Below are 19,802 nucleotides of genomic sequence, written 5' to 3' on the forward strand. Positions count from 1 at the left end.
CGCCCGCGGCCGCAGCCGGATCTGCCGGCCCCTTGAACCTGCCGTCGGCTTCCAGCAACCTTGATCCATTCCCGCTCCACCGGAAGGCCCGCACCATGTACCAGCAGCACCGCTCCGCACTGCACAGCTCCGCACTGCACAACCTCACCGCCCGGGAACTCGGCGAGGCCTACGCCGCGAAGGAGCTCTCGCCCGTGGAGGCGGCCGAGGCCGTCATCGAGCGGATCGAGGCGCGGGAGCCGGTGCTGAACGCGCTGTACCAGTTCGAGCCGGAGGCCGTCCGCGCGGACGCCAAGGCGAGCGAGCGGCGCTGGATGGACGGCAGCGCCCGCGGCCCGTTGGACGGCGTGCCCATGACGGTCAAGGAGAACATCGCCCGGGCCGGCGTCCCGATGCCATCCGGAACCGCGCTCTCCAATCCGAAGGTGCCCCAGGCCAACGCGCCCGTCACGGACCGGATCCTCGAAGCCGGCGGCGTGATCGTGGGATCCACGGTGATGCCGGACTGGGGCATGCTGTCCTCCGGCGTCTCCAGCCTGCACGGCATCACCCGCAGCGCGTGGAATCCGGCCTGGACCACCGGCGGTTCGAGCTCCGGCGCCGGTTCGGCCGCCGCCGCCGGCTACGGGCCGCTGCACGTCGGCACGGACATCGGCGGCTCCATCCGGCTGCCCGGAACCTGGCAGGGGCTGGCGACACTCAAGCCCAGTGCCGGCCTGGTCCCGCTCGACGTTCCCTATATCGGCCGGGCCGCCGGACCCATGGCGCGGACCGTCGGGGACGCGGCGCTGTTCATGACCATCCTGGCGCGGCCGGACATCCGGGATTACACCGCCCGGCCCTATCCCGCGATGAACTGGGACATCGCCGACAAGCCGGACGTCTCCACGCTCAGGATCGCGCTGCAGACCGACGCCGGCGCCGGGGCCTGCACCGATCCGGAGGTCCTCGCCGCAGTCGAGGCCGCCGCCGCATTGTTCGCCGATGCCGGCGCTACGGTGGAACGAACCGGCCCCTTCATCAACCAGGACATGCTTGACGGCCTCGACAATTTCTGGCGCACCCGGTCCTGGGCCGACTACCGCGAGCTGAGCCCGTCCGAGCAGGACAAGGTCCTGCCGTACATCGCGCGCTGGTGTGCGCGCGGAGCCGAGTTCGACGGTGCCGAGACCATCCGCAACTTCGGCAGCATTGACCGGATGCAGCAGGCGACCATTGCCGCAACGGCAAATTACGACGTCGTTCTCTCACCTGTGTCGCCGATGGCCGCCTTCCCCGCGGAGCAGCCAATGCCGGTGGACGACCCCGACCGCACCATGGCTCACATCGGCTTCACCGTTCCGTACAACATGTCCGGCCAGCCTGCGGCGACCGTCAACTGCGGTTTCACCCCCGATGGGCGCCCTGTCGGCCTGCAGCTGGCCGGTCGCGTTGGCGCGGATGACTTGGTCCTCCGCGTCGCCGCCTGGTACGAGGCCGCCCGACCCGCCTCCGCCGTTCCCGACTGGGCCGCCCTCGACTAATTTCCTAGCATCAGTGCCCGTGATCGGTCACTCTCGTCCTGCTCCCGCACTTCCTCTTCCCTAAAGTCGTCCGAATGAGGAAGGGCTGCGGAATCAGAAGGGCGGCGGGGTTGGATCGGCGAAGGGGTCAGGCGGGGGTTCCGGCGGTGGTTGGACGCCGAGGCGGATCCAGGTGCCATCCGGGTAGCTGATGTAGGCGTGGCCGCTCTTGCCTTGATGGCGGAGCACGCCCTTGTCCTCCTGGGTGGTTCGCCAGCCACCCTCGTGCTTCGCGATGTGATCTGGTTTGCAATATGGCGCGAGGTTGGCCAGCTCGGTCTTGCCACCGGCTTCCCAGGCGATGGTATGGTCCAGTTCGCAATGCTTGGAATGGACGAGGCAGCCGGGTCCGCGGCAGCTTTCGTCACGGAGCCGTACCATGCGTTTGAGCCACTCAGGCGGGTGTCGCATCTCCTTGGCGACGGCCACCGCCTCGCCGCTTTCGTCGACCAGCACCGGCAGCCAGGTCTTCGCCAAGGCCGCGATATTGCGGGCGGTCTCCGGCGGGATCGGTCCGTATCCGGCGAGGTGGCCGGGCTCAGTACTGATCCCGGCGGCGGTCGCCAGGGGGATGGTCACCGCAACGGACGCTGTGATGTTGCCGCCGTCGGTGACCGGGCCGGGTCCCCGGCCGCATGATCCGCAAGCCCCGCCTGTGCTGAGTCTGCCGGTGCTGAGGCCGCCTGTGCTGAGGCTGTCGGTGCTGAGGCTGTCGGTGCTGAGGCCGCCGGGGCCGGTGGCTGAGGCCGTCTGGAAGGAATGGCCCGGCGTTTCCAGCAGCAGGTCGGCCAGGACATCGGCGCGGAGCTGGCCCAAGGTGCGCGTCTCTTCGGCGGTATTGAGGGCCTTGGCGTGCGTCTGGAGCAGGTTGTAGATGAGCAGTGCCTTGTCCGCGCTGGTGCGTATGTACAGTTCCGCCATGCCGTCCTCCTGGGGAAAGAAGGAGACGCCGCGTCCTTTCATCTCGCGCTGGTGCCGCACGGTGAGGCTTTCCGGATGCAGGTCATTGCGCACGCCTCGGATTCGGCCCTGCAGGGACTCCTTCAAGATGTTCTCGGCGCCGGGGAGTACGTTCGCTTCGTAAACGGGCAGGAGATCGTCAGGCAAGCCGCGGGCTCCGTGGGCGATTGCCGCTGCCCGCGGAAGGTCGATAGTGCCCGATTCCATCGCAGCCACCGTCCCCGGCAGCCAGTTCCACAGCTGGACGGCGTCCGCCAGCTCCTTACTGACGGAGCGCTTCGATTGGTGGATGTGCGGAGCGATTTCCCCGGCGGCAAACCGGGAATAGCCTTCGTGGCCGGTCATACCTGTCCCGTCCTCGGCCCGGTGCTGCGCGAAGCGGGCCATGCCGCGGACTTTCATTCCCTGGGCCCACGCCGTCACTCGCCCGACCGCGGCCAGGTAGTCCAACGTGTCCGCGTCGGAGAGGGAACAGACGTCAACGGCGTCCAGAAGGACTGCCAACGTCGCGGGCGGGACCTGTTCCCAGACATCCCGCCAGTCCTTGCAGGTCCCATCCTCCCCGGTTGTCGCCAGGTCCTTGGCCACGGGGGAAGCCTGGTCGGGGTTGGGGCGGGACAAAGGGTTGGGGGAGGACAAGATGTTGTGGGGCGGGGTGCCTTCGGCGGGCCGGGCTGGAGGAGGGGTGGCTTGCCGCGAGGTGTCCTGGGTCGGCGTGGCTTGGCGCGGGGAGTCCTGGGTCGGCTTGGCCTGAGGGTTGGTGCCCGGAGGCGGCGTAACCTGCGGCGAGATGCCCGGGCCAGCCGGGGTCCGGAACACTTCGATCTGCTGAGTCGACGGGTCCGGGCGGCGCACCAATTCCCGGGAAGCGGTTTTACCTTCCGGTGGAGCAGCAGGGTACCCGGACGGGGCGGGGACAAAGTCCGGTTGGACGATCGGGTCCTCGTTCGGAGGATCCCCTGCCTCGGGGTACAACAACCGAAGGCGCCGTTCGAGCAGGGCCCTATGGAGGTGGTATTCGAGCAGGGAGAAAGCGCCGGCGGGCCGGCGCGGTAAGCCCCGCCACGCCGTCGGACCTTCTTGCTGGAATTCCTCCATGAATCCACGGTAGGCGCCGCTACTGACAAAATAGGGGCCGCTTGCAGCCAGGTCCATGATCGGGCACTTTGTGCCCTATTTCGTTCGCCGGACCGGGACTAGCATGTGCCTCATGCCGAACCACGGAGCGTCACCCGACACGGAAATCCTGGGCGAAAAGGAATGTTGGCGGCTGCTGCGCCGCGTCTCGCTGGGACGGCTGGCGGTCTGGGTGGAGGACCATCCCGATATCTTCCCCGTTAACTACACCGTAGACAGGGACACGTTGGTCTTCCGGACCGCATCCGGGACCAAGCTTGTGGCAGTCACGGGCGACACGCCGCTGGCGCTGGAGGCCGACGGTGTGAATTCCGAGACCGGTATTGCGTGGAGCGTGGTGCTGAAGGGGCGGGCGGAAGAAATCGAGCCCACCGAGGAGTTCCTCGACTCCGTGGCGAGGGTCCTCTTTCCGTGGCAGGGCGGGCCTAAGGAACACTTCGTGCGCATTATTCCGACGACGGTCACGGGCCGTCGGTTCGCAGTGGTGCAGCCCAAGACGTGGTGGATTTCCCTCGACGAGGCCAGCCGCGCCGGATTGGAATAGCCGGACTGGAATGGCCCGATTGCGATAGCCGGATTGGAATGGCCCGATTGAACAGCCGGACTGGGACGAGCGGATAGGGAGGCCCGGCAATGATGTGGTGGGACGGCAACGGCTGGGGTGGTTGGGGCGGTTGGGGGATGGCCGTCTGGATGGGGATCAGCGGTTTGCTGGCACTGGCCGGCCTGGTTGTCCTAATTGTCCTGTTGGTGCGGGTCCTGGGTGGCGGCGTTGGTGCAAGCGGCCGGTCCGGGCCGGCGCCCATGACTCCGCCCATGCCCCGGAGCAACGCCGAACAGATCCTTGAGGATCGGCTGGCTCGTGGGGAATTGAGCGTCGACCAGTACCGCGAACTGCTCGGGGTGCTCCGGGGCGGACCGGTTGGGCCCGGGGCTCCGGGTGGAACGGGCGGACGGGGTGTGCCTGGTGGAACGGCACCGGGCGGAGCTGCACCGGGTGGAACTGCACCGGGTGGAACTGCACCGGGCGGAGATGCAGCTGGTGGAACGGCACCCGGTGGAACCGGCGGGTCTGGTGGAACCGGTTAGTCGTCGTCAGCTGCTGCTGTGGGGCGTGAGCGGACTCGCGGCGACGGTCCTCGGCACGGCCGGGCTGGCTCGCGGAGCGGCGTTACTCGATGACACTGCGGGAGGTGCCTTGGCCGCGCCGCGGGAGCTGAAGAGCCGCGGAGGGAATCTCGGGGTGCAGCTGACGGCGGCGCGGGGGCCCGTCCGGCTTGGCGACGGGGAAGCCACGATGCTGCGCTACAACGGAATGCTGCCGGGACCGACTTTGCGGCTGCTGCCCGGGGACCGGCTGCAGGTGGCTCTGCGCAACGACCTGCCCGAGGCCACGAACCTGCATGTGCACGGCCTCCACGTCTCGCCACAGGACAACGGGGACAATCCGTTCGTCCATATCGGGGCGGGAAGCACCTTCAACTACGAATACGAGCTGCCGGCAGACCACCCGCCCGGGGTGTTTTGGTACCACCCGCACCTGCACGGAAGCGTGGCGGAGCAGGTGTCCGGAGGTCTGTACGGCGCCATCATCGTCGAGGATCCGGAGCCGATCGCCGTCAGCAGGGAGCGCGTGCTGATGATTTCTGATGTGTCGCTGGGCCCTGCGGGAAGGGTCCGGCGACCGTCGTCCGTGGAGCGGATGATGGGGCGCATGGGCGGCGTCTTGCTGCTCAACGGCCAGGTCCGGCCCCGGCTGGAGGCCCGCCCCGGCCAGCGCGAACGGTGGCGTGTTGTCAATGCTTGTGTTTCGAGGTTCCTGCGGCTGAGGCTGGACGGGCAGCAGATGCAGCTGCTCGGCATGGATTCCGGGCGCTACCCGCTGCCGCGCGCGGTCGACGAGGTGTTCCTCGCGCCCGGCAACCGGGCGGACCTGCTCGTCACAACGGCCGCGGGGACGTCGCTGTTGCGCACCTTGCCCTACAACCGGACCAACGTGGGCGGGATGGGCGACATGTTGGGGCAGGATTCCGGCGGGGAACATACCCTCGCCGCGCTAGTGGTGGCGGGGCAGCAAGCCCGCGCTCCGGCACCCGTAGCTGCCCGGCCCGCATCCCGCGACCTGCGGGGCGTGACACCCGCGGCCACCCGTGAGCTGGTGTTCTCGGCCGGCTTGGGCGGCATGGTGGGCGGCGGTCCCGTCGGCGGTCCGGGCGGGGGACCGGCTTTCGGCCGCTTCACCATCGATGGCCGAGAGTTCGATCCGGCGCGTACCGACGTCCGGGCGAAGGCGGGCAGCGTGGAGGAGTGGACGCTGACCAACACCAGCCCGATGGACCATCCCATCCACCTGCACATCTGGCCGATGCAGCTCGTCGAAACCGGCGGGCGGCCGGAGCGGGAAGTCCTCTGGCGCGACGTGGTCAACGTTCCCGCGAACGGGCAGGCCCGCGTCAGGATCGCGTTCGACGACCATGTGGGCCGGTCCGTCTTCCACTGCCACATCCTCGATCATGAGGACAACGGGATGATGGCGGTCATCGAGGTCCGCTAGGGCGGACTGCCGAAGGAAGAGGGCGTCGGGCGAGGGCGTGGCTGCTGCAGCAGCGGGCGGCCCGGGTCAGGAGTTCGGCGGGTCGAAGCGCCCGTCGATCGCCGTCCACCCGCCGTCGACCATGAGCACGGAACCTGTGACGTAGGTGGAGGCGCGGGAGGCGAGGTAGACCACGGCCCCGGCGAGCTCGTCGGGCGTGGACCAGCGGCCGAGTGCGCCCTTCTCAGCGTAGGCGTTGTACCACTCCGGGCTGGCCTTGATTTGGGCCGTGAGCGGGGTTTCGACCACGCCCGGGGCGATGACGTTGACCCGGACGTTGGACGGGCCGAACTCGGCGGCGGCGGTGCGGGCGAGCTGGACGAGGCCGGCCTTGGTCGCCGCGTAGGCGCCTTGGCCGGGTTCCACCGTGAACGCGCGGATGGAGGCGAAGCCTATGATGGATCCGCCGCCGTTGGCCGCCATCTTCGGGGCGAACGCCTGGATCAGCGCGAAGGAGGCCTTCAGATTGAGGCTGACGACGCGGTCGAACTCGTCCATGGTGTAGTCGGCGATCCGCTTGCGGACGTTGGTCGCGGCGGTGAAGACGAGCGCCGCGATGTCGGAGTACTCGTCCGCGGCGGCGCGCACGGCGTCCTGGTCCAGCACGTCCAAAACGGCGGAGGTGGCGGAGCCGCCGATCATCGCCGCGGTCTCTGCCGCCGTCGTATTGTCCCGGTCCGCGCAGATGACGCTGGCGCCGTGGGCGCCGAGGGCGAGGGCGGCTTCGCGGCCGATCCCGCTGCCGGCGCCGACCACCAGGACGCGGTCGCCGTCGAACTGGAAGAGCCGGGTGTAGTCCATGGTGCGTCCTTCGTGCGGTGTCATGGGCGGATCATCGCCATGCGCGTGACGGTGAATTCTTCGATGGCGAAGCGCGGGCCTTCGCGGCCGATGCCGGAGTCCTTCACGCCGCCGTACGGCATGATGTCCGAGCGGAAGCCGGGGATTTCGTTGACCACGACGCCGCCGGCCTCCAGCTCCTCCACCGCGCGGAAGGCCGTCGGCAGGGACTTCGTGAAGATGCCGGCCTGCAGCCCGTAGCGGGACTGGTTGACCAGCGCGATCGCGGCGTCGATGTCGGGAACGGTCTGCAGGCAGACCACAGGCCCGAAAATCTCCTCGCACCACAGCTCCGAATCCGCGGGTACGTCCGCCATGACGGTGGGCTGGACGCTGCGGCCCTCCAGCGCACCGCCGGCGAGCACCCGCGCGCCGCGTTGCCGCGCGGCGCCGATCCAGCCGAGGATCCGCTGTGTGGATGCCTCATTGATGACGGGGGCGACCCGGGTCCCCGGCGACCGGGGGTCTCCGACGGTGACCTCGCCGAGCCTGGCCAGCAGCGCCCGCTCGAATTCCGCGGCGATCGGCTCCTCCAGCACGATCCGCTGGATCGAGATGCAGGCCTGGCCGTTGGCGTAGAAGCCGCCGCGGATCACGGCGTCCACGGCGTCGGCAATCACGGCATCGGCGGCGACGATGAAGCCGGTGTTCGACCCGAGCTCCAGCACCGCCTTGCGCGGGGCGGCGCTGCGGGCGATCCGGTGGCCAACCGCCGCGGAGCCGGTGAAACTAACGACGGCGGAGCGCGGGTCCGCGACGAGCGTTTCGCCGACGTCGACCCCGCCGGTGACCAGCTGCACGGCCGAGGGGTCGATGCCCTGGGCGGCGAGGGCTTCGCGGATCAGGTGCACGGCCCACAACGTGGCGAGGGGCGTGTTCGGTGCGGGCTTGAGGATGATGGGGCAGCCGGCGGCGAGGGCGGGCGCGAGCTTGTGGCTGGCGAGCAGCAGCGGATAGTTGAAGCCGGCAATGCCAATAACGACGCCGGCGGGGCGCCTGGTCCAGTAGCCCACCATTCCTTCGCCCAGGGGCTGCAGGTCCAGCGGCACCGTTTCGCCGTGGGTATGGGCGACTTCTTCCGCGGCGGCGGCCCAGGTGGTGAGCGTCCGGGCGACCTCGGTGCGGCAGTCGATGAGGGGCTTGCCGGTCTCGAGCACCAGCAGTTCCTCGAGTTCGGCAGCGCGTTCGGCCAAGGCGTCGTGGACCGCGATGAGCAGGGCCCGCTTGCGCCCCGCGCCGAGGCCGGCCACTTCCTTGAAGACCTTTTCGGCCGCGTCCAGCGCCTGCCGGGCATGGTCCACGGTTCCCACGGGAGCGTGGCCGACGACGGTGCCGTCGAAGGGGAAAACAACCGGTGCGCTGTCGGCGCACGGAACCCAGCCGCCTCCGACGGGCAGGCCGTCCGGGTGGGCCTTCGAATAGCTGGACACCGCTTCCTCCCTCAGCTCATCCACGGTCAGCTCGTTGACTGGTCAGACCAGTGGCTTCGTCAGGCTAGCCAATGGCGAAGGGGCCGGTCAATACTTTTCGTGGTCCATGCCACAATTCCGTCACGAAGCGCGGTGGAAGCCGCCGCCGTCGTACCGTGGCTGGCGGGACCCCGTTACGTGACCAGGAAGGCAACCTCTGTGCGCAACCATCGGATCGCCGTCGTTCCGGGCGACGGCATTGGCCCGGAAGTCATCGACGCCTCCCTGCAGGTGCTCGCCGCGGCGGAAACCGCCTTCGGATTCGGCATGGAGCTGACGCGGATCGAGGCGGGTGCCCGGCACTACCTGCGCACGGGCGAGCTGTGGACTCCGGAACTGGAGGAGCGGCTGCGCGGGCACGACGCCGTGCTGTTCGGCGCGATGGGTGACCCGGCGGTGAAGCCGGGCGTCCTGGAACGAGGCTTCATCCTCGCGATGCGCAAGGCGTTCCAGCAGGCGGTGAACCTGCGTCCGGTCAAGCTGTACGGGGGAGTGGCGACGCCGATCGCCGGGCTGACGCCGGAACGCTGCGACTTGGTGATCGTGCGCGAGAACACCGAGGGCGCCTACGTTGGCAGCGGTTCCACGGTGCACGCCGGAACCCCGTACGCGGTGGCCGTGCAGGAGTCCGTCAACACCCGGCCCGGTATCGAGCGCGTGGTCGACTATTCCTTCCGGCTGGCCCAGCAACGGCGGAAGAAGCTGACGCTGTGCCACAAGAAGAACATCCTGGTCGAGGCGGGGAATCTGTGGCAGGACACCGTGGACGAGGTCGGCCTGCGCTATCCGGACGTCGAGGTGGACTACGTGCACGTCGACGCGATGTGCTTCCACCTGCCGGTCGCGCCGGAGCGGTTCGACGTGGTCGTGACCGACAACCTGTTCGGCGACATCATCACCGACCTCGGCGCCGTGATCCAGGGCGGGCTGGGCGTGGCGGCCAGCGCCAACCTGAACCTGGACGGCTCGGCCCCGAGCATGTTCGAGGCGATCCACGGGTCCGCGCCGGACATTGCGGGACGGGGCTGGGCGAACCCGGTGGGCGCCGTCCTCTCCACCGCGATGTGCCTGGCCTCGCTGGGCGAACGGGAGGCGGCGCTGGCGATCGAGGCCGCGGCCGTGCACGTGCTGGCCGGCCTGCCGCAGCTTTCCGGGCCAGGCATGGGCCTGGATACCGCGGGCGTCGGCAAGGAAATCGCATCACTGGTCGGGGCCGGGCTGCCTCCGGTCCCCGGGCGGTCCGTGATGGAGGACCTGGCCGGGGCCGGACGCGGGAAATAGCCGGCGCCCTGACTAGCATAGGAGTGAGATGCGCCACGGCCTTCGCCAATGACGGGCCGCGGACGGACGCAGCCGAGGAAGGGGATCCCCATGCAGCTCGTGACAGCCGTGGTCCAGCCCGCGAAGGTCGAGGTGGTGACGCAGGCCCTGCAGGACGTCGGCGTGCGCGGCATGACAGTCTCGTCCGTGTCGGGGATGGGACGGCAGCGCGGCCACACTGAAACCTACCGCGGCGCGCGGATCCAGACGGACACGGTGGACAAGGTACGGATCGAGGTCCTGGCCCATGACGAGGACCTCGACGGGATCATCGGCGCCATCGTGGCCGCGGCGCGTACCGGGGATATCGGCGACGGGAAGATCTGGGCGGTTCCGCTGACCGACGTGGTCCGGGTCCGGACGGGCGAACGCGGCCCCGACGCCATCGACTGAGCCGGGCTTCCGGCCCCGGCGGGCCGGCGGGGCTACTTGCCGTAGGTGTACCAGCCCTGTCCTGACTTGCGGCCCAGATGGCCCTCCGCGACCAGGCGGGCAATGGCCGGGTGCGGTCGGTCGTCGTCGTTCCCGGTCTCGGCGTGCGTCGCCTCGGCGATGAACGCAATGACGTCCAGGCCCACCATGTCCATCAGCTCGAACGGCCCCATCGGGTGGCCGAGCGCCGCCTTCGCCGTGGTGTCGATGTCCGCGACGCTCGCGATGCCCGCGCTGTGGAGGGCGAGTGCCTCCTTCTGCACGGCGCCCATCAGCCGGTTGGCGACGAAGCCCGGGATCTCGCGGTTGATCAGGACCGGCTCTTTCCCGAACCGGCGGGCCAGCTCCATCACGGCCTCGACGGTGGCATCGGACGTCTGCCTGTGCCGGACTACTTCTACACACTTCATGACCAGGGCCGGATTGAAGAAATGCATGTTGCAGACCTGCTGCGGCCGTCCGCTGGCGTAGGCGACCTTGGAGGAGCCGAGGGTGGAGGAGTTGGTGGCGAGAATGGCGTGGGCCGGCGCGAGTTCTCCCAGCTGCTCGAAGATCTGCCGCTTGATGTCCAGCCGCTCGGTGGCCGCCTCGATCACGAAGTCGGCGTCCGCCGCGGCAGCCGCCAAGTCCGTGGTGAACGTGAGCCGGCCCAGCGCCGCCTCCGCGTCCTCGGCGCCCGTCCTGCCCTTGGCGACGTTGGCCTGCATCCGCGCGGACAGTTGCTCCTTTGCCCGCGCGAGCATGTCCTCCGCGATGTCCTGGACGCTCACGCGGTAGCCGGCGAGGGCGGCGACCATGCCGATCTGCGAGCCCATCGCGCCGGAGCCGATGACGAGGATGTGCTTGATGTTCTCGATGCTGGGGATGCTCATGGTTCCTTCGGGTAGGGGCGGGAAGCGGACGACGGCGGGTGGCCGGGGGAGCGGGAGGCGGACGACGGCGGGTGGCCGGGTCATGCGCCGGACCCCACCGCGGGCTATGCCCCGACGGGCTATACGCCTGGGGCTCCGCCGCGGAGGTAGACGGTGGTGGTGTGGGTGAAGAAGTCCTTGGCCGCGGCGCCCTGTTCCTTGGGGCCGTAGCCGGACTTCTTCGCGCCGCCGAACGGGACGTGCGGGTCCGCTCCGGCGGATTCGGAGTTCACGTGGAGGATGCCGACATCCAGATCGTCGATGGCGTCCAGGGCGCGCGTGACGTCCTGGGTGAACAGTGCGGCGGAGAGGCCGAACTCGCTGTCGTTGGCTAGTTCGAAGGCCTGCTCGGTGCTGGCTGCGCGCCGGACGGCGAGGACCGGGCCGAAGAGCTCTTCGCGCCAGATGTCCAGCTCGCGGTCGGCGGGCAGTTCCAAAATGGTCGGAGGCACGAAATAGCCTGAGGCGAGCACGCCGTCGTCGTACGATTTGCCTCCGGCGATCAGCTCGGCGCCCTGTGCAAGCGCGGTGCCGATGCCGTCCAGGATGGACTTCCGTGCGGCGTCGTTGACCACCGGCCCCATGGCCACGGATGGATCGGTCGGGTCCCCGACCGGCAGGGAGGAGGCGCGTTCGGACAGCGTCGCAAGGAATTCGTCCGCGATCTCTTCGGCCACGATCAGCCGCGAGGTGGCGGTGCACTTCTGCCCGGTGGAGCGGAAGGCACCGAGCATGACTTGTTCGGCGGCCAGCTCCAGGTCTGCGTCGGCGAGCACGACGGCTGCGTTCTTGCCGCCCATTTCTGCTTGGACCGGGATGCCCCGGCCGGCGGCCGTGGCAGCGAGCCGGTGGCCCACGCCGGTGGAGCCGGTGAAGGTCAGCCCGTCCAGCGCGGGGTGTTCGACGATGGCGTTGCCCATGGAACCGGGGCCGATCAGCAGGTTCAGCACGCCCGCGGGCAGGCCGGCGGAGTCCAGGGCCTGGGCCAGGCGCACGGCCAGCAGCGGCACGGTGCTCGCGGGCTTCCAGACCACGGTGTTGCCATAGGCCAGCGCCGGGGCGATTTTCCACGCCGGGATGGCGATCGGGAAGTTGAACGGGGTAATCACGCCGATCACGCCGAGCGGCTTGCGGGTGACGAGGATCTTCTCGCCGCGCCGCGGGGACGCGAAGATCTCGCCGGCCGTGCGGTCGCCGTCGTTGCCGTAGTACCGGAAGATCTGGGCCGCGCGCAGCACTTCGCCGCGGCCCTCCGCGGCGGTCTTGCCTTCCTCGCGGGCCAGCTCCAGTCCCCAGTCGCCGGCGTTCCGCTCCAGCTCGGCGGCCGCGCGCAGCAGCACCGCGCCGCGCTCGTGCGCCGGGGTCCGTGCCCACTCCCGCTTGGCGGAAACGGCGGCGGCCATGGCCCGGTCCACCTCGGCGGCGCCGGCCTGCCGCCCCTGCGCGACGGTCTCCTGGGGGCGGGCCGGGTTGGTGCTGGCGATCGGGGAACCGTCTCCTTCGAGCCAGACGCCGTCGATGTAGTGCTGCAGCTGTACGGGCGTGGGGGAGGTCATACGCGCTCCTTGGGCGGGACGGAGGAAGGAAGGAAAGAATGGCGGTCTGGCTACCGGAAGGCGGGGATGCCGGTGATTTTGTTGCCGAGGACCAGGGTGTGGACTTCGTCGGTGCCTTCGTAGGTGCGGACGGATTCGAGGTTGTTGGCGTGGCGCAGCGGTGAGTAGTCGAGGGTGATGCCGTTGCCGCCGAGGATGCTGCGGCATTCGCGGGCGATTTCGATGGCCTCGCGGCAGTTGTTCAGTTTGCCGACGGAGATTTGGTGGGGTTGCAGCTGGCCGGCGTCTTTGAGCCGGCCGAGGTGCAGGGCGAGCAGGAAGCCCTTGTTGATTTCCAGTGCCATGTTGACCAGTTTTTCCTGGGTGAGCTGGTAGCCGGCGAGCGGTTTGTCGAACTGCAGGCGTTCCTTGGAGTAGTCGACGGCGACCTGCCAGGCGTCGCGGGCGGCGCCCATGGCGCCCCAGATGATGCCGTAGCGGGCCTCGTTGAGGCACTCGAACGGGCCGCGCAGCCCTTTGGTGTTGGGCAGCAGGGCGTTGGCGGGCAGCCGCACGTCGGTCAGTTCGATGTCGCACTGGATGGAGGCGCGCATGGAGAGCTTGGGCTCGATCGGCGTGGCAGTGAAGCCGGGGGTGTCGGTGGGGACTAGGAAGCCGCGGACGCCGTCGTCGGTCTGCGCCCAGATGACGGCGACCTTGGCTACCGAGGCGAGGCCGATCCAGCGTTTGGCGCCGTTGATCACCCAATCGTCCCCGTCGCGGCGGGCGAAGGTCTTCATGCTGGACGGGTCGGAGCCGGCGGTGGGTTCGGTCAGGCCGAAGCAGCCGATCGCTTCGCCGGCGGCCATCTGCGGCAGCCACTCGTTCTTCTGCTCTTCGGAGCCGTGTTTGTGGATCGCGCTCATGGCCAGTGAGCCCTGTACCGAGACGAAGGTGCGCAGGCCGGAGTCCCCGGCTTCCAGTTCGGCGCCGGCCAGGCCGTACTCGACGGCGGAGCGGCCGGCGCAGCCGTAGCCCTTCAGGTGCATGCCGAGCAGGCCCAGTTTGGCCATCTCCGGCACGATCTCCAGCGGGAAGACGGCGTCCTCGTACCAGCCGGCGATGTTCGGCTTGATCGTGGCGTCCACGAAGGAGCGGACGCTCTTCTGCAGCAACCGCTCCTCCTCGGTCAGGAGGGATTCGAAGCTGATCAGGTCATAGTCGAGGGACATTGTGCTGCTTTCTGTCGGGAGGAGCGGCGGCTGGGTGGAAGGGCTAACGACGGCGGCGGTCAGGCGAGGGCGGGAGCGGCGGCTTCGGCCGTGCGTGCGCCGGCCTCCGCGGTTACGTCCAGGATTGCCTGGCGCAGCACGGCCAGCCCGTCGCGGAGCAGTTCGTCCCCGATGACCAGCGGCGGCAGGAGCCGGATGACGTTTCCATGGGTGCCGCAGGTCAGGGTGAGGACGCCCCGGGCGTGGCAGCGCGCGGAGATTTCCTTGGCCAGGTCCGCGCGCGGGGCGAGCGTGTCCTGGTCCGCGAACTCGAGTGCGAGCATGGCGCCGCGGCCGCGGAAGTCGGCGACGATGTCCGTTTCGGCCACGAGCGGTTCCAGCACTTCGCGGGCGGCGGCTTCGATGGAGCGGGCGTTGGCCAGCAGGCTGCCGTCCTCGAACGCTTCGAACACGGCCAGCGCCGCCTCGCAGGCGAGCGGGTTGCCGGCGTAGGTGCCGCCGAGGCCGCCGGCGTGGACGGCGTTCATCAGGTCGGCCCGCCCGGTCACGGCGCTGAGCGGCAGGCCGCCGGCCAGCGCCTTGGCGCTGAGCGTGATGTCGCCGACGATGCCCTCGTGCTCGCTGGCGAAGAGGGTTCCGGTGCGGCCCATGCCGGCCTGGATCTCGTCGATCACCAGGACGATGCCGTGCCGGTCGGCGATGTCGCGCAGTCCCTTGAGGAAGCCGGGGGCCGGGACCACGAAGCCGCCTTCGCCCTGGATCGGCTCGATGACCATCGCGGCAAACGCGTCGGCCCCGTGCTCGGCGAGCGTTGCCTCGACCGAGGCGAGCGCCGCGGTGGTGACGTCGGCACCCGAGGCGGCGCCGCCGTCGTCGTTGGTTCCTGCCGCGGAGGCGCCAGCGACCGGACGCAGCGGGTTGGCCGACGCCGCGCGCACGATCTCGGCGGGGAAGGGGCCGAAGTTCAGCCGGTAGGGATTCTCCTTGGCCGTCATGGCCATGGTCAGCAGCGAACGGCCGTGGTAGGCCTCGTCGAAGACCAGGACCTTGGGCCGGCCAGTGGCGGAGCGGGCGATCTTGACCGCGTTCTCGACGGCCTCGGCGCCGGTGGAAAACAGGGCCGTGCGCTTCTCGAAGTCGCCGGGCGTGTGCTCGTTGAGCCACCGGGCGACCTGGGTGAAGGACTCGTACTCCGTGACCATGAAGCAGGTGTGCGTGAAGCGCTCCAGCTGGGCGGCCACGCGTTCGCGGACCCGCGGGTGGCTGGCGCCGATGCTCGTGACCGCGATGCCGGAGGCGAAATCGATCAGCCGGTTACCGTCCACGTCCGCCAGGATGCCGCCGTCCGCGCGCTCGACGAAGACCGGCAGGGCGATGCCGAAGCCGTCGGTCACCTGAGCCTGCCGCTCGGCGTGCAGCGCCTCGGAGCGGGGGCCGGGGATGGCGGTGGCCAGATGGCGGGACTGGGGGAGCGGGGCGGGGCCCGCGGTCTGTGCGGTCATGGGACCACGCTAACGGCGGCGCAACCGTCCGGTCATTGGACGCTCTGTCCCCGGATGCCCGCCGCGTTGGATAATCGGACCATGGTTTCGCTCGCCCAGCTCAGTGCCGAACTCGGCGCCTCCCTGCACCGCGCCGTTCCCGGGACGGTGCCCGGCGTCCAGCTCAGCGGTGTGCACGTGTCCGAACTGGAGGACCCCACCGCCTATCTGGAGGGCGGCGAGCTCCTGTTGACCACGGGCATTCCCCTCGGCGGAACGGCGGCGACGGCATCCGCGTACGTCCAACGGCTGGCGGCCAGGGGCGTCGCCGCGCTCGGGCTGGGGCTCGGCGAGGGGCTGGACAGCGTGCCGCCGGCGCTTATCGAGGCCTGCGCCGGGGAGCAGCTGGAGCTGATGGTGGTGCCGGACGGCGTACCGTTCCTCGATGTCTCGCGCGCGTTCTGGGACCTGGCCGGGCGCAGCGGGCAGGCGGACCTGATTGCCGGCCTTGGCACCCAGACCGCGCTGGCCCGGGCGGCGATGCGGCCCGATGCGCTGCCGTCCGTGGTGCAGGGGCTGGCGCAGGCGCTCGGCGGCTGGGCCGCCTACCTGCCGGCCGACGGCGGAGCCGAGACGATCTGGCCCATTGGATCCGCGGCGCTGCTGCCGCACCTGCGCGAGGAAACGGGCAGGCTGAACCGGGCGGGCGCGCACTCGGCGGCGACGTTCTGGCTGCACGGCAGCCCGGTGGTGGAGTACCCGATCCTGGTCGGCCGGCGGATCGAGGGCTTCCTGGCCATTGGCTCGGGCCGCACCGTAACCAAGGCGGACCGGCAGATCATCATGACGGTCTGCGTGCTGCTCGCCCTCAAGGCGCAGCAGCACGAGGAGCTGACCGGCACGTCGGCGGTGCTGGGGTCAGCGGTGGCCAAGCTGATCGTCCGCGGGCACGTCGAGGCGGCCCGGCTGCTGGCGGCCGACGTCGGGCTGGGCCCGCTGCCGGAGCGGGTGCGCATGCTGGCGGCGCGGACGGAGGACGGCGACCTGCGGGCGCTAGCCGTGAACGTCGCCGGGCTGCCGGCGGAGGACGGAGCCCCGGGGCCGGGCGCCGCCCTGGCGGTGTGCCGGCTGCGTTTTGCCGAGGACGGGCTCGGATTCTTCCTGCTGGACACGGCGGACCTGGTGCCGGTCGCCGCACCTGAGCCGGAAGAGTACGACGGCGGACTGTTGCCCTGGGAGGGCGGGCCCGCCGCGGCGGGCGGATCGCCGTCGGGGATGACAGGTAACGCCGCCCAGGCGGAACCCCTGCCCGCGGGAACGGAGGCGGGCGGTGCCGGCCAGGCGGAACCCCTGCCCGCGGGAACGGCGGCGGGAGGTGCCGGCCAGCCGGCCGCCGGCTCGCCGCGCACCGGCGCGGCCTGGACCGAGCCCGTTGCGCTGGCCGACGCCGCCTCCCAGACCGCCGTCCTGCGCCGCGCCGCCCTGCAGGCACCGGCGGGCCGGCTGGTCGGTACCGCGGGGGATGAGGACTCCCGCGCGGACCGCTGGGCGGACTCGCTTGCCGGCTACCAGCGCGCGGACCTCCTCGGCGCCGTCGCCGCCTACCTGCGACGGCGCGGGCATTGGGAGGACACGGCGCGCGACCTCGCGATCCACCGGAACTCGCTCCGCCACCGGATCGCCGTCGCGCAGAGGCTGCTCGGCGTCAGCCTCGACGATCCGGACACCGCCGCCCACCTCTGGCTCGCCCTGCGCCGCCGCGGGCTCTGATTGACCCGGCTTTCCATCCCTTCAGCCGCACCCGCGCTGATAGCCGGGCTCCGGTGCAGACCCCCGCACCCCCACGAATGAGTGTGCAGTAGATGCCCTTTTCATATGAAATGGGGCAGCTGCTGCACACTCGATGGGCCGCTTGTCCAACCGCGTCGGATTGAGCCTGGCCGTTTCAGCGGCGCAGCCACTCCAGCACGGAGTCGGTGTGCTCGCCGAGGGCCGGCGGGGCGCTGCGGCGCGGCTCGAAGGCGGGAGTCCAGCTGATTGGATGGCGGACCTGCCGGCCGACGGTTTTGCCGGTGGCATCCTGGACGTCGATGGTTGGCTGCAGCCCGAGGGAGTCGGCGTACTCGATGCCGGCGTCGATTGTGGCCACCGGTCCGGCGGGCACGCCCACGCCGACGAGCTTGTCCTGCCAGACGGCGGCGTTCGCGGTGCGGAGGGCCTGCTCCAGCAGCGGGATCAGGTCCGTACGGTGCTCCACCCGGGCGCTGTTGGTGGCGAACCGCGGGTCATCCCCCAGCCCGGGCCGCCCCAGGGCCTCGGCCAGCCGCCGGAACTGCCCGTCATTGCCGCACGCGACCGCGAGCGGGCCGTCGGCGCACTCAAGGAGCTGGTAGGGCACGATCGATGGGTGTTCATTGCCCATCCGGCCGGGCACCTTGCCCGCGCCGAGGTAGGCCTGTGCCTGGTTGGCCAGCGCGCCTTGCAGGCTGGAGAGCAGGTTGACCTCCAGCAGGCTCCCGCGCCCGGAGCTGCTGCGCGCGTTGAGCGCCGCGAGGATGCCGATCGTCGCGTCCTTCGCGGTCAGCACGTCGACCAGCGCCACGCCGGCCTTGTAGGGGGAGCCGTCCGCCTCCCCGGTGATGCTCATTAGCCCGCCGACCGCCTGCACGATGAAGTCGTAGCCCGGCAGCGACGCGCCCTGGGCCGACCCGAAGCCGGAGATCGAGGCGTAGACGAGCCCGGGATTGTCCGCCGAGAGCTTGTCGTAGCCCAGCCCCAGCTTCGCCATGCCGCCGGGCTTGAAGTTCTCCACCAGGACGTCCGCCCGCAAGGCCAGCTCGCGGGCCGCCGCCAGGTCCCCGGGGTCGGACAGGTCCAGGCAGACGGATTCCTTATTCCGGTTGACGCTCTCGAAATAGGTCGCTCCGGTCGCGGAGAACGGCGGGCCCCAGCTGCGCGTGTCGTCGCCGGCCTCCGGCCGTTCCACCTTGACCACCCGCGCGCCCAGGTCGGCCAGCGTCATGGTGGCCAGCGGTCCGGCCAGTACGCGGGAAAAGTCCGCAACCAGCACGCCTTCCAACGGGCGTGCAGCGGACGACGGCGGGAGGCCGGGCTGTGCAGGCATCGGTGCCCTTTCGCTGGGGGGAGGCCGGACCGTCGTCGGCCCGGAACTGGCGACCAGTCTAGGGATGGCCTTCGGCACCTGGCATTGGACGACTCGGCCCGGGGAGGGATGGAATGCACAAGGAGCAGGCCCCTATGAAGCGAACGCCGCGCTCCGGGCGGGCGCGGGAGGGGGCAGGCGGGACTACGATGTCCGCATGGGAGACGGGCGGGTGCCCGAGGGCTGCGCGGGCCTGGTTGGCGGGCCGGAACCGGACGGCCAGGCGGCGGCGGCGATCCTGGCCCGGCTCGAGGCGCTGGATCCATACAGTGCGCGTGACGCCGCGGGGGAGGAGATCGAGCCGGGATCCCCGCTGGCTTCGATGGACCGGCATTTCGCCGCGTCGCGGAGCGTGAGCAGCCTGCTCAGGCAGTCCTTGGCGGCGGCGATGGACAACCTGCAGGCGCTGCGGCGGCTGCTGTTTGTGGAGGACGGGTCCGGCGGGGTGTTCTACCGGCTGAACTCGCATGCGCCCTATTCGCTGGTCCGGACCGTGATCGAATGCGGCACGACGGTGCTCTGGGCGCTGCAGCCGGAGGAGGGCCGCGAGCGCATCCGGCGCAGCCTGGTGCTGGTCGCGAGGGACGTCTTCAATGCGGCCTCGTTCTGGGATGCCTATCTCGAGGAGCTGCGCCCCGAACTGCATCCGGAGGCGCAGGCCAGCTTCGAGGGACTCCGGCATGAGGTCAACGAGGCGGCCCGGGCGGCCGGCCTGCCGCCGATCTTCACCCGGAAGGCCGAGGGACGCTGGGGCTACGCGACCAAGAACCGGACGCAGACGGCGATCCTCAAGGACCTGAGGGCCGACGGCGGCGTCCCGGCCGAGCTGATCTACATCTGGCAGTTCTGCAGCGGCTACTCCCACGGCCTGGAGTGGGCCACCGGAAAGCCCGGTAGTTACCCGGGGCCCTTCAGCGGTCAGGGCGGAGGGCCCGCCCGTACCGGTGCAAAGGACGGAAGGCCGGACAGAATACTCGCCGGTTCCGGCAATGAGCGCGAAGCCGCCGCGGGCATGGAGCAGCTGCGGCGGGCTTCGGACGCCGCCTGCGACCTGATTCCCCGGGCCTGGGAGCTCTACGATCTGCGGCGCCGGGTCTGGCCGCTCCTGTAGCAGGACCGTGGGTTGGCGGAAACCGCGGAAAAATCAGTCGGTAATAAAGCTTTTGC

The 19,802-nt window shown here is 70.1% G+C and carries 15 protein-coding genes; 7 read left to right on the top strand and 8 right to left on the bottom strand.

What is annotated here, in order from left to right; all coding sequences use genetic code 11:
* Positions 1-95: 95 nt before the first annotated feature.
* Positions 96-1,523, top strand: a complete 1,428-nt coding sequence (locus WFH44_RS13910; protein ID WP_336714509.1) for an amidase — start codon at positions 96-98, stop codon at positions 1,521-1,523.
* 93 nt (positions 1,524-1,616) lie between these two features.
* Here the strand turns inward: WFH44_RS13910 and WFH44_RS13915 are convergent, their stop codons facing one another.
* The gene (locus WFH44_RS13915; RefSeq protein WP_336714510.1) at positions 1,617-3,110 is read right to left on the bottom strand and encodes an HNH endonuclease signature motif containing protein; all 1,494 of its coding nucleotides are present in this window, start codon (positions 3,108-3,110) and stop codon (positions 1,617-1,619) included.
* A 622-nt stretch (positions 3,111-3,732) separates the two neighbouring features.
* Between WFH44_RS13915 and WFH44_RS13920 the strand changes: the two genes are divergently transcribed.
* Positions 3,733-4,203 (top strand): pyridoxamine 5'-phosphate oxidase family protein, encoded by a 471-nt coding sequence (locus WFH44_RS13920; RefSeq protein ID WP_336714511.1) that lies wholly within the window; start codon positions 3,733-3,735, stop codon positions 4,201-4,203.
* A 423-nt stretch (positions 4,204-4,626) separates the two neighbouring features.
* On the top strand, positions 4,627-6,213 hold the full coding sequence (locus WFH44_RS13925) for a multicopper oxidase family protein (protein WP_336714512.1): 1,587 nt from the start codon (positions 4,627-4,629) through the stop codon (positions 6,211-6,213).
* A 66-nt stretch (positions 6,214-6,279) separates the two neighbouring features.
* Here WFH44_RS13925 and WFH44_RS13930 read toward each other — a convergent pair whose 3' ends face one another.
* The gene (locus WFH44_RS13930; protein WP_336714513.1) at positions 6,280-7,077 is read right to left on the bottom strand and encodes an SDR family NAD(P)-dependent oxidoreductase; all 798 of its coding nucleotides are present in this window, start codon (positions 7,075-7,077) and stop codon (positions 6,280-6,282) included.
* Positions 7,074-8,546 (bottom strand): aldehyde dehydrogenase family protein, encoded by a 1,473-nt coding sequence (locus WFH44_RS13935; RefSeq protein WP_336714514.1) that lies wholly within the window; start codon positions 8,544-8,546, stop codon positions 7,074-7,076. Before WFH44_RS13935 ends, WFH44_RS13930 begins: the two co-directional genes overlap by 4 nt.
* Before the next feature lie 174 nt (positions 8,547-8,720).
* Between WFH44_RS13935 and WFH44_RS13940 the strand changes: the two genes are divergently transcribed.
* Positions 8,721-9,842, top strand: coding sequence for a 3-isopropylmalate dehydrogenase (locus tag WFH44_RS13940; protein WP_336714515.1), 1,122 nt, complete (start codon positions 8,721-8,723; stop codon positions 9,840-9,842).
* A 90-nt stretch (positions 9,843-9,932) separates the two neighbouring features.
* Positions 9,933-10,274: a P-II family nitrogen regulator gene (locus tag WFH44_RS13945; protein ID WP_336714516.1), complete on the top strand. Its 342-nt coding sequence runs from the start codon at positions 9,933-9,935 to the stop codon at positions 10,272-10,274.
* A 32-nt stretch (positions 10,275-10,306) separates the two neighbouring features.
* Here WFH44_RS13945 and WFH44_RS13950 read toward each other — a convergent pair whose 3' ends face one another.
* The 4 genes from WFH44_RS13950 to WFH44_RS13965 form a co-directional block, all read right to left on the bottom strand.
* Positions 10,307-11,185: a 3-hydroxyacyl-CoA dehydrogenase family protein gene (locus tag WFH44_RS13950; RefSeq protein WP_336714517.1), complete on the bottom strand. Its 879-nt coding sequence runs from the start codon at positions 11,183-11,185 to the stop codon at positions 10,307-10,309.
* A gap of 119 nt (positions 11,186-11,304) precedes the next feature.
* Positions 11,305-12,780, bottom strand: coding sequence for an aldehyde dehydrogenase family protein (locus WFH44_RS13955; protein ID WP_336714518.1), 1,476 nt, complete (start codon positions 12,778-12,780; stop codon positions 11,305-11,307).
* 50 nt (positions 12,781-12,830) lie between these two features.
* Positions 12,831-13,991 (bottom strand): acyl-CoA dehydrogenase family protein, encoded by a 1,161-nt coding sequence (locus WFH44_RS13960; protein ID WP_336714519.1) that lies wholly within the window; start codon positions 13,989-13,991, stop codon positions 12,831-12,833.
* A 59-nt stretch (positions 13,992-14,050) separates the two neighbouring features.
* On the bottom strand, positions 14,051-15,493 hold the full coding sequence (locus tag WFH44_RS13965) for an aminotransferase class III-fold pyridoxal phosphate-dependent enzyme (protein WP_336714520.1): 1,443 nt from the start codon (positions 15,491-15,493) through the stop codon (positions 14,051-14,053).
* Positions 15,494-15,574: 81 nt separating this feature from the next.
* Between WFH44_RS13965 and WFH44_RS13970 the strand changes: the two genes are divergently transcribed.
* On the top strand, positions 15,575-17,242 hold the full coding sequence (locus WFH44_RS13970) for a PucR family transcriptional regulator (protein ID WP_336714521.1): 1,668 nt from the start codon (positions 15,575-15,577) through the stop codon (positions 17,240-17,242).
* A gap of 175 nt (positions 17,243-17,417) precedes the next feature.
* Here WFH44_RS13970 and WFH44_RS13975 read toward each other — a convergent pair whose 3' ends face one another.
* Positions 17,418-18,596, bottom strand: a complete 1,179-nt coding sequence (locus tag WFH44_RS13975) for a CaiB/BaiF CoA transferase family protein (protein ID WP_336714522.1) — start codon at positions 18,594-18,596, stop codon at positions 17,418-17,420.
* 196 nt (positions 18,597-18,792) lie between these two features.
* Between WFH44_RS13975 and WFH44_RS13980 the strand changes: the two genes are divergently transcribed.
* The gene (locus WFH44_RS13980; protein ID WP_336714523.1) at positions 18,793-19,746 is read left to right on the top strand and encodes a hypothetical protein; all 954 of its coding nucleotides are present in this window, start codon (positions 18,793-18,795) and stop codon (positions 19,744-19,746) included.
* Positions 19,747-19,802 lie beyond the last annotated feature (56 nt).

The organism is Arthrobacter sp. USHLN218 (assembly GCF_037144715.1).
Lineage (GTDB): Bacteria > Actinomycetota > Actinomycetes > Actinomycetales > Micrococcaceae > Crystallibacter.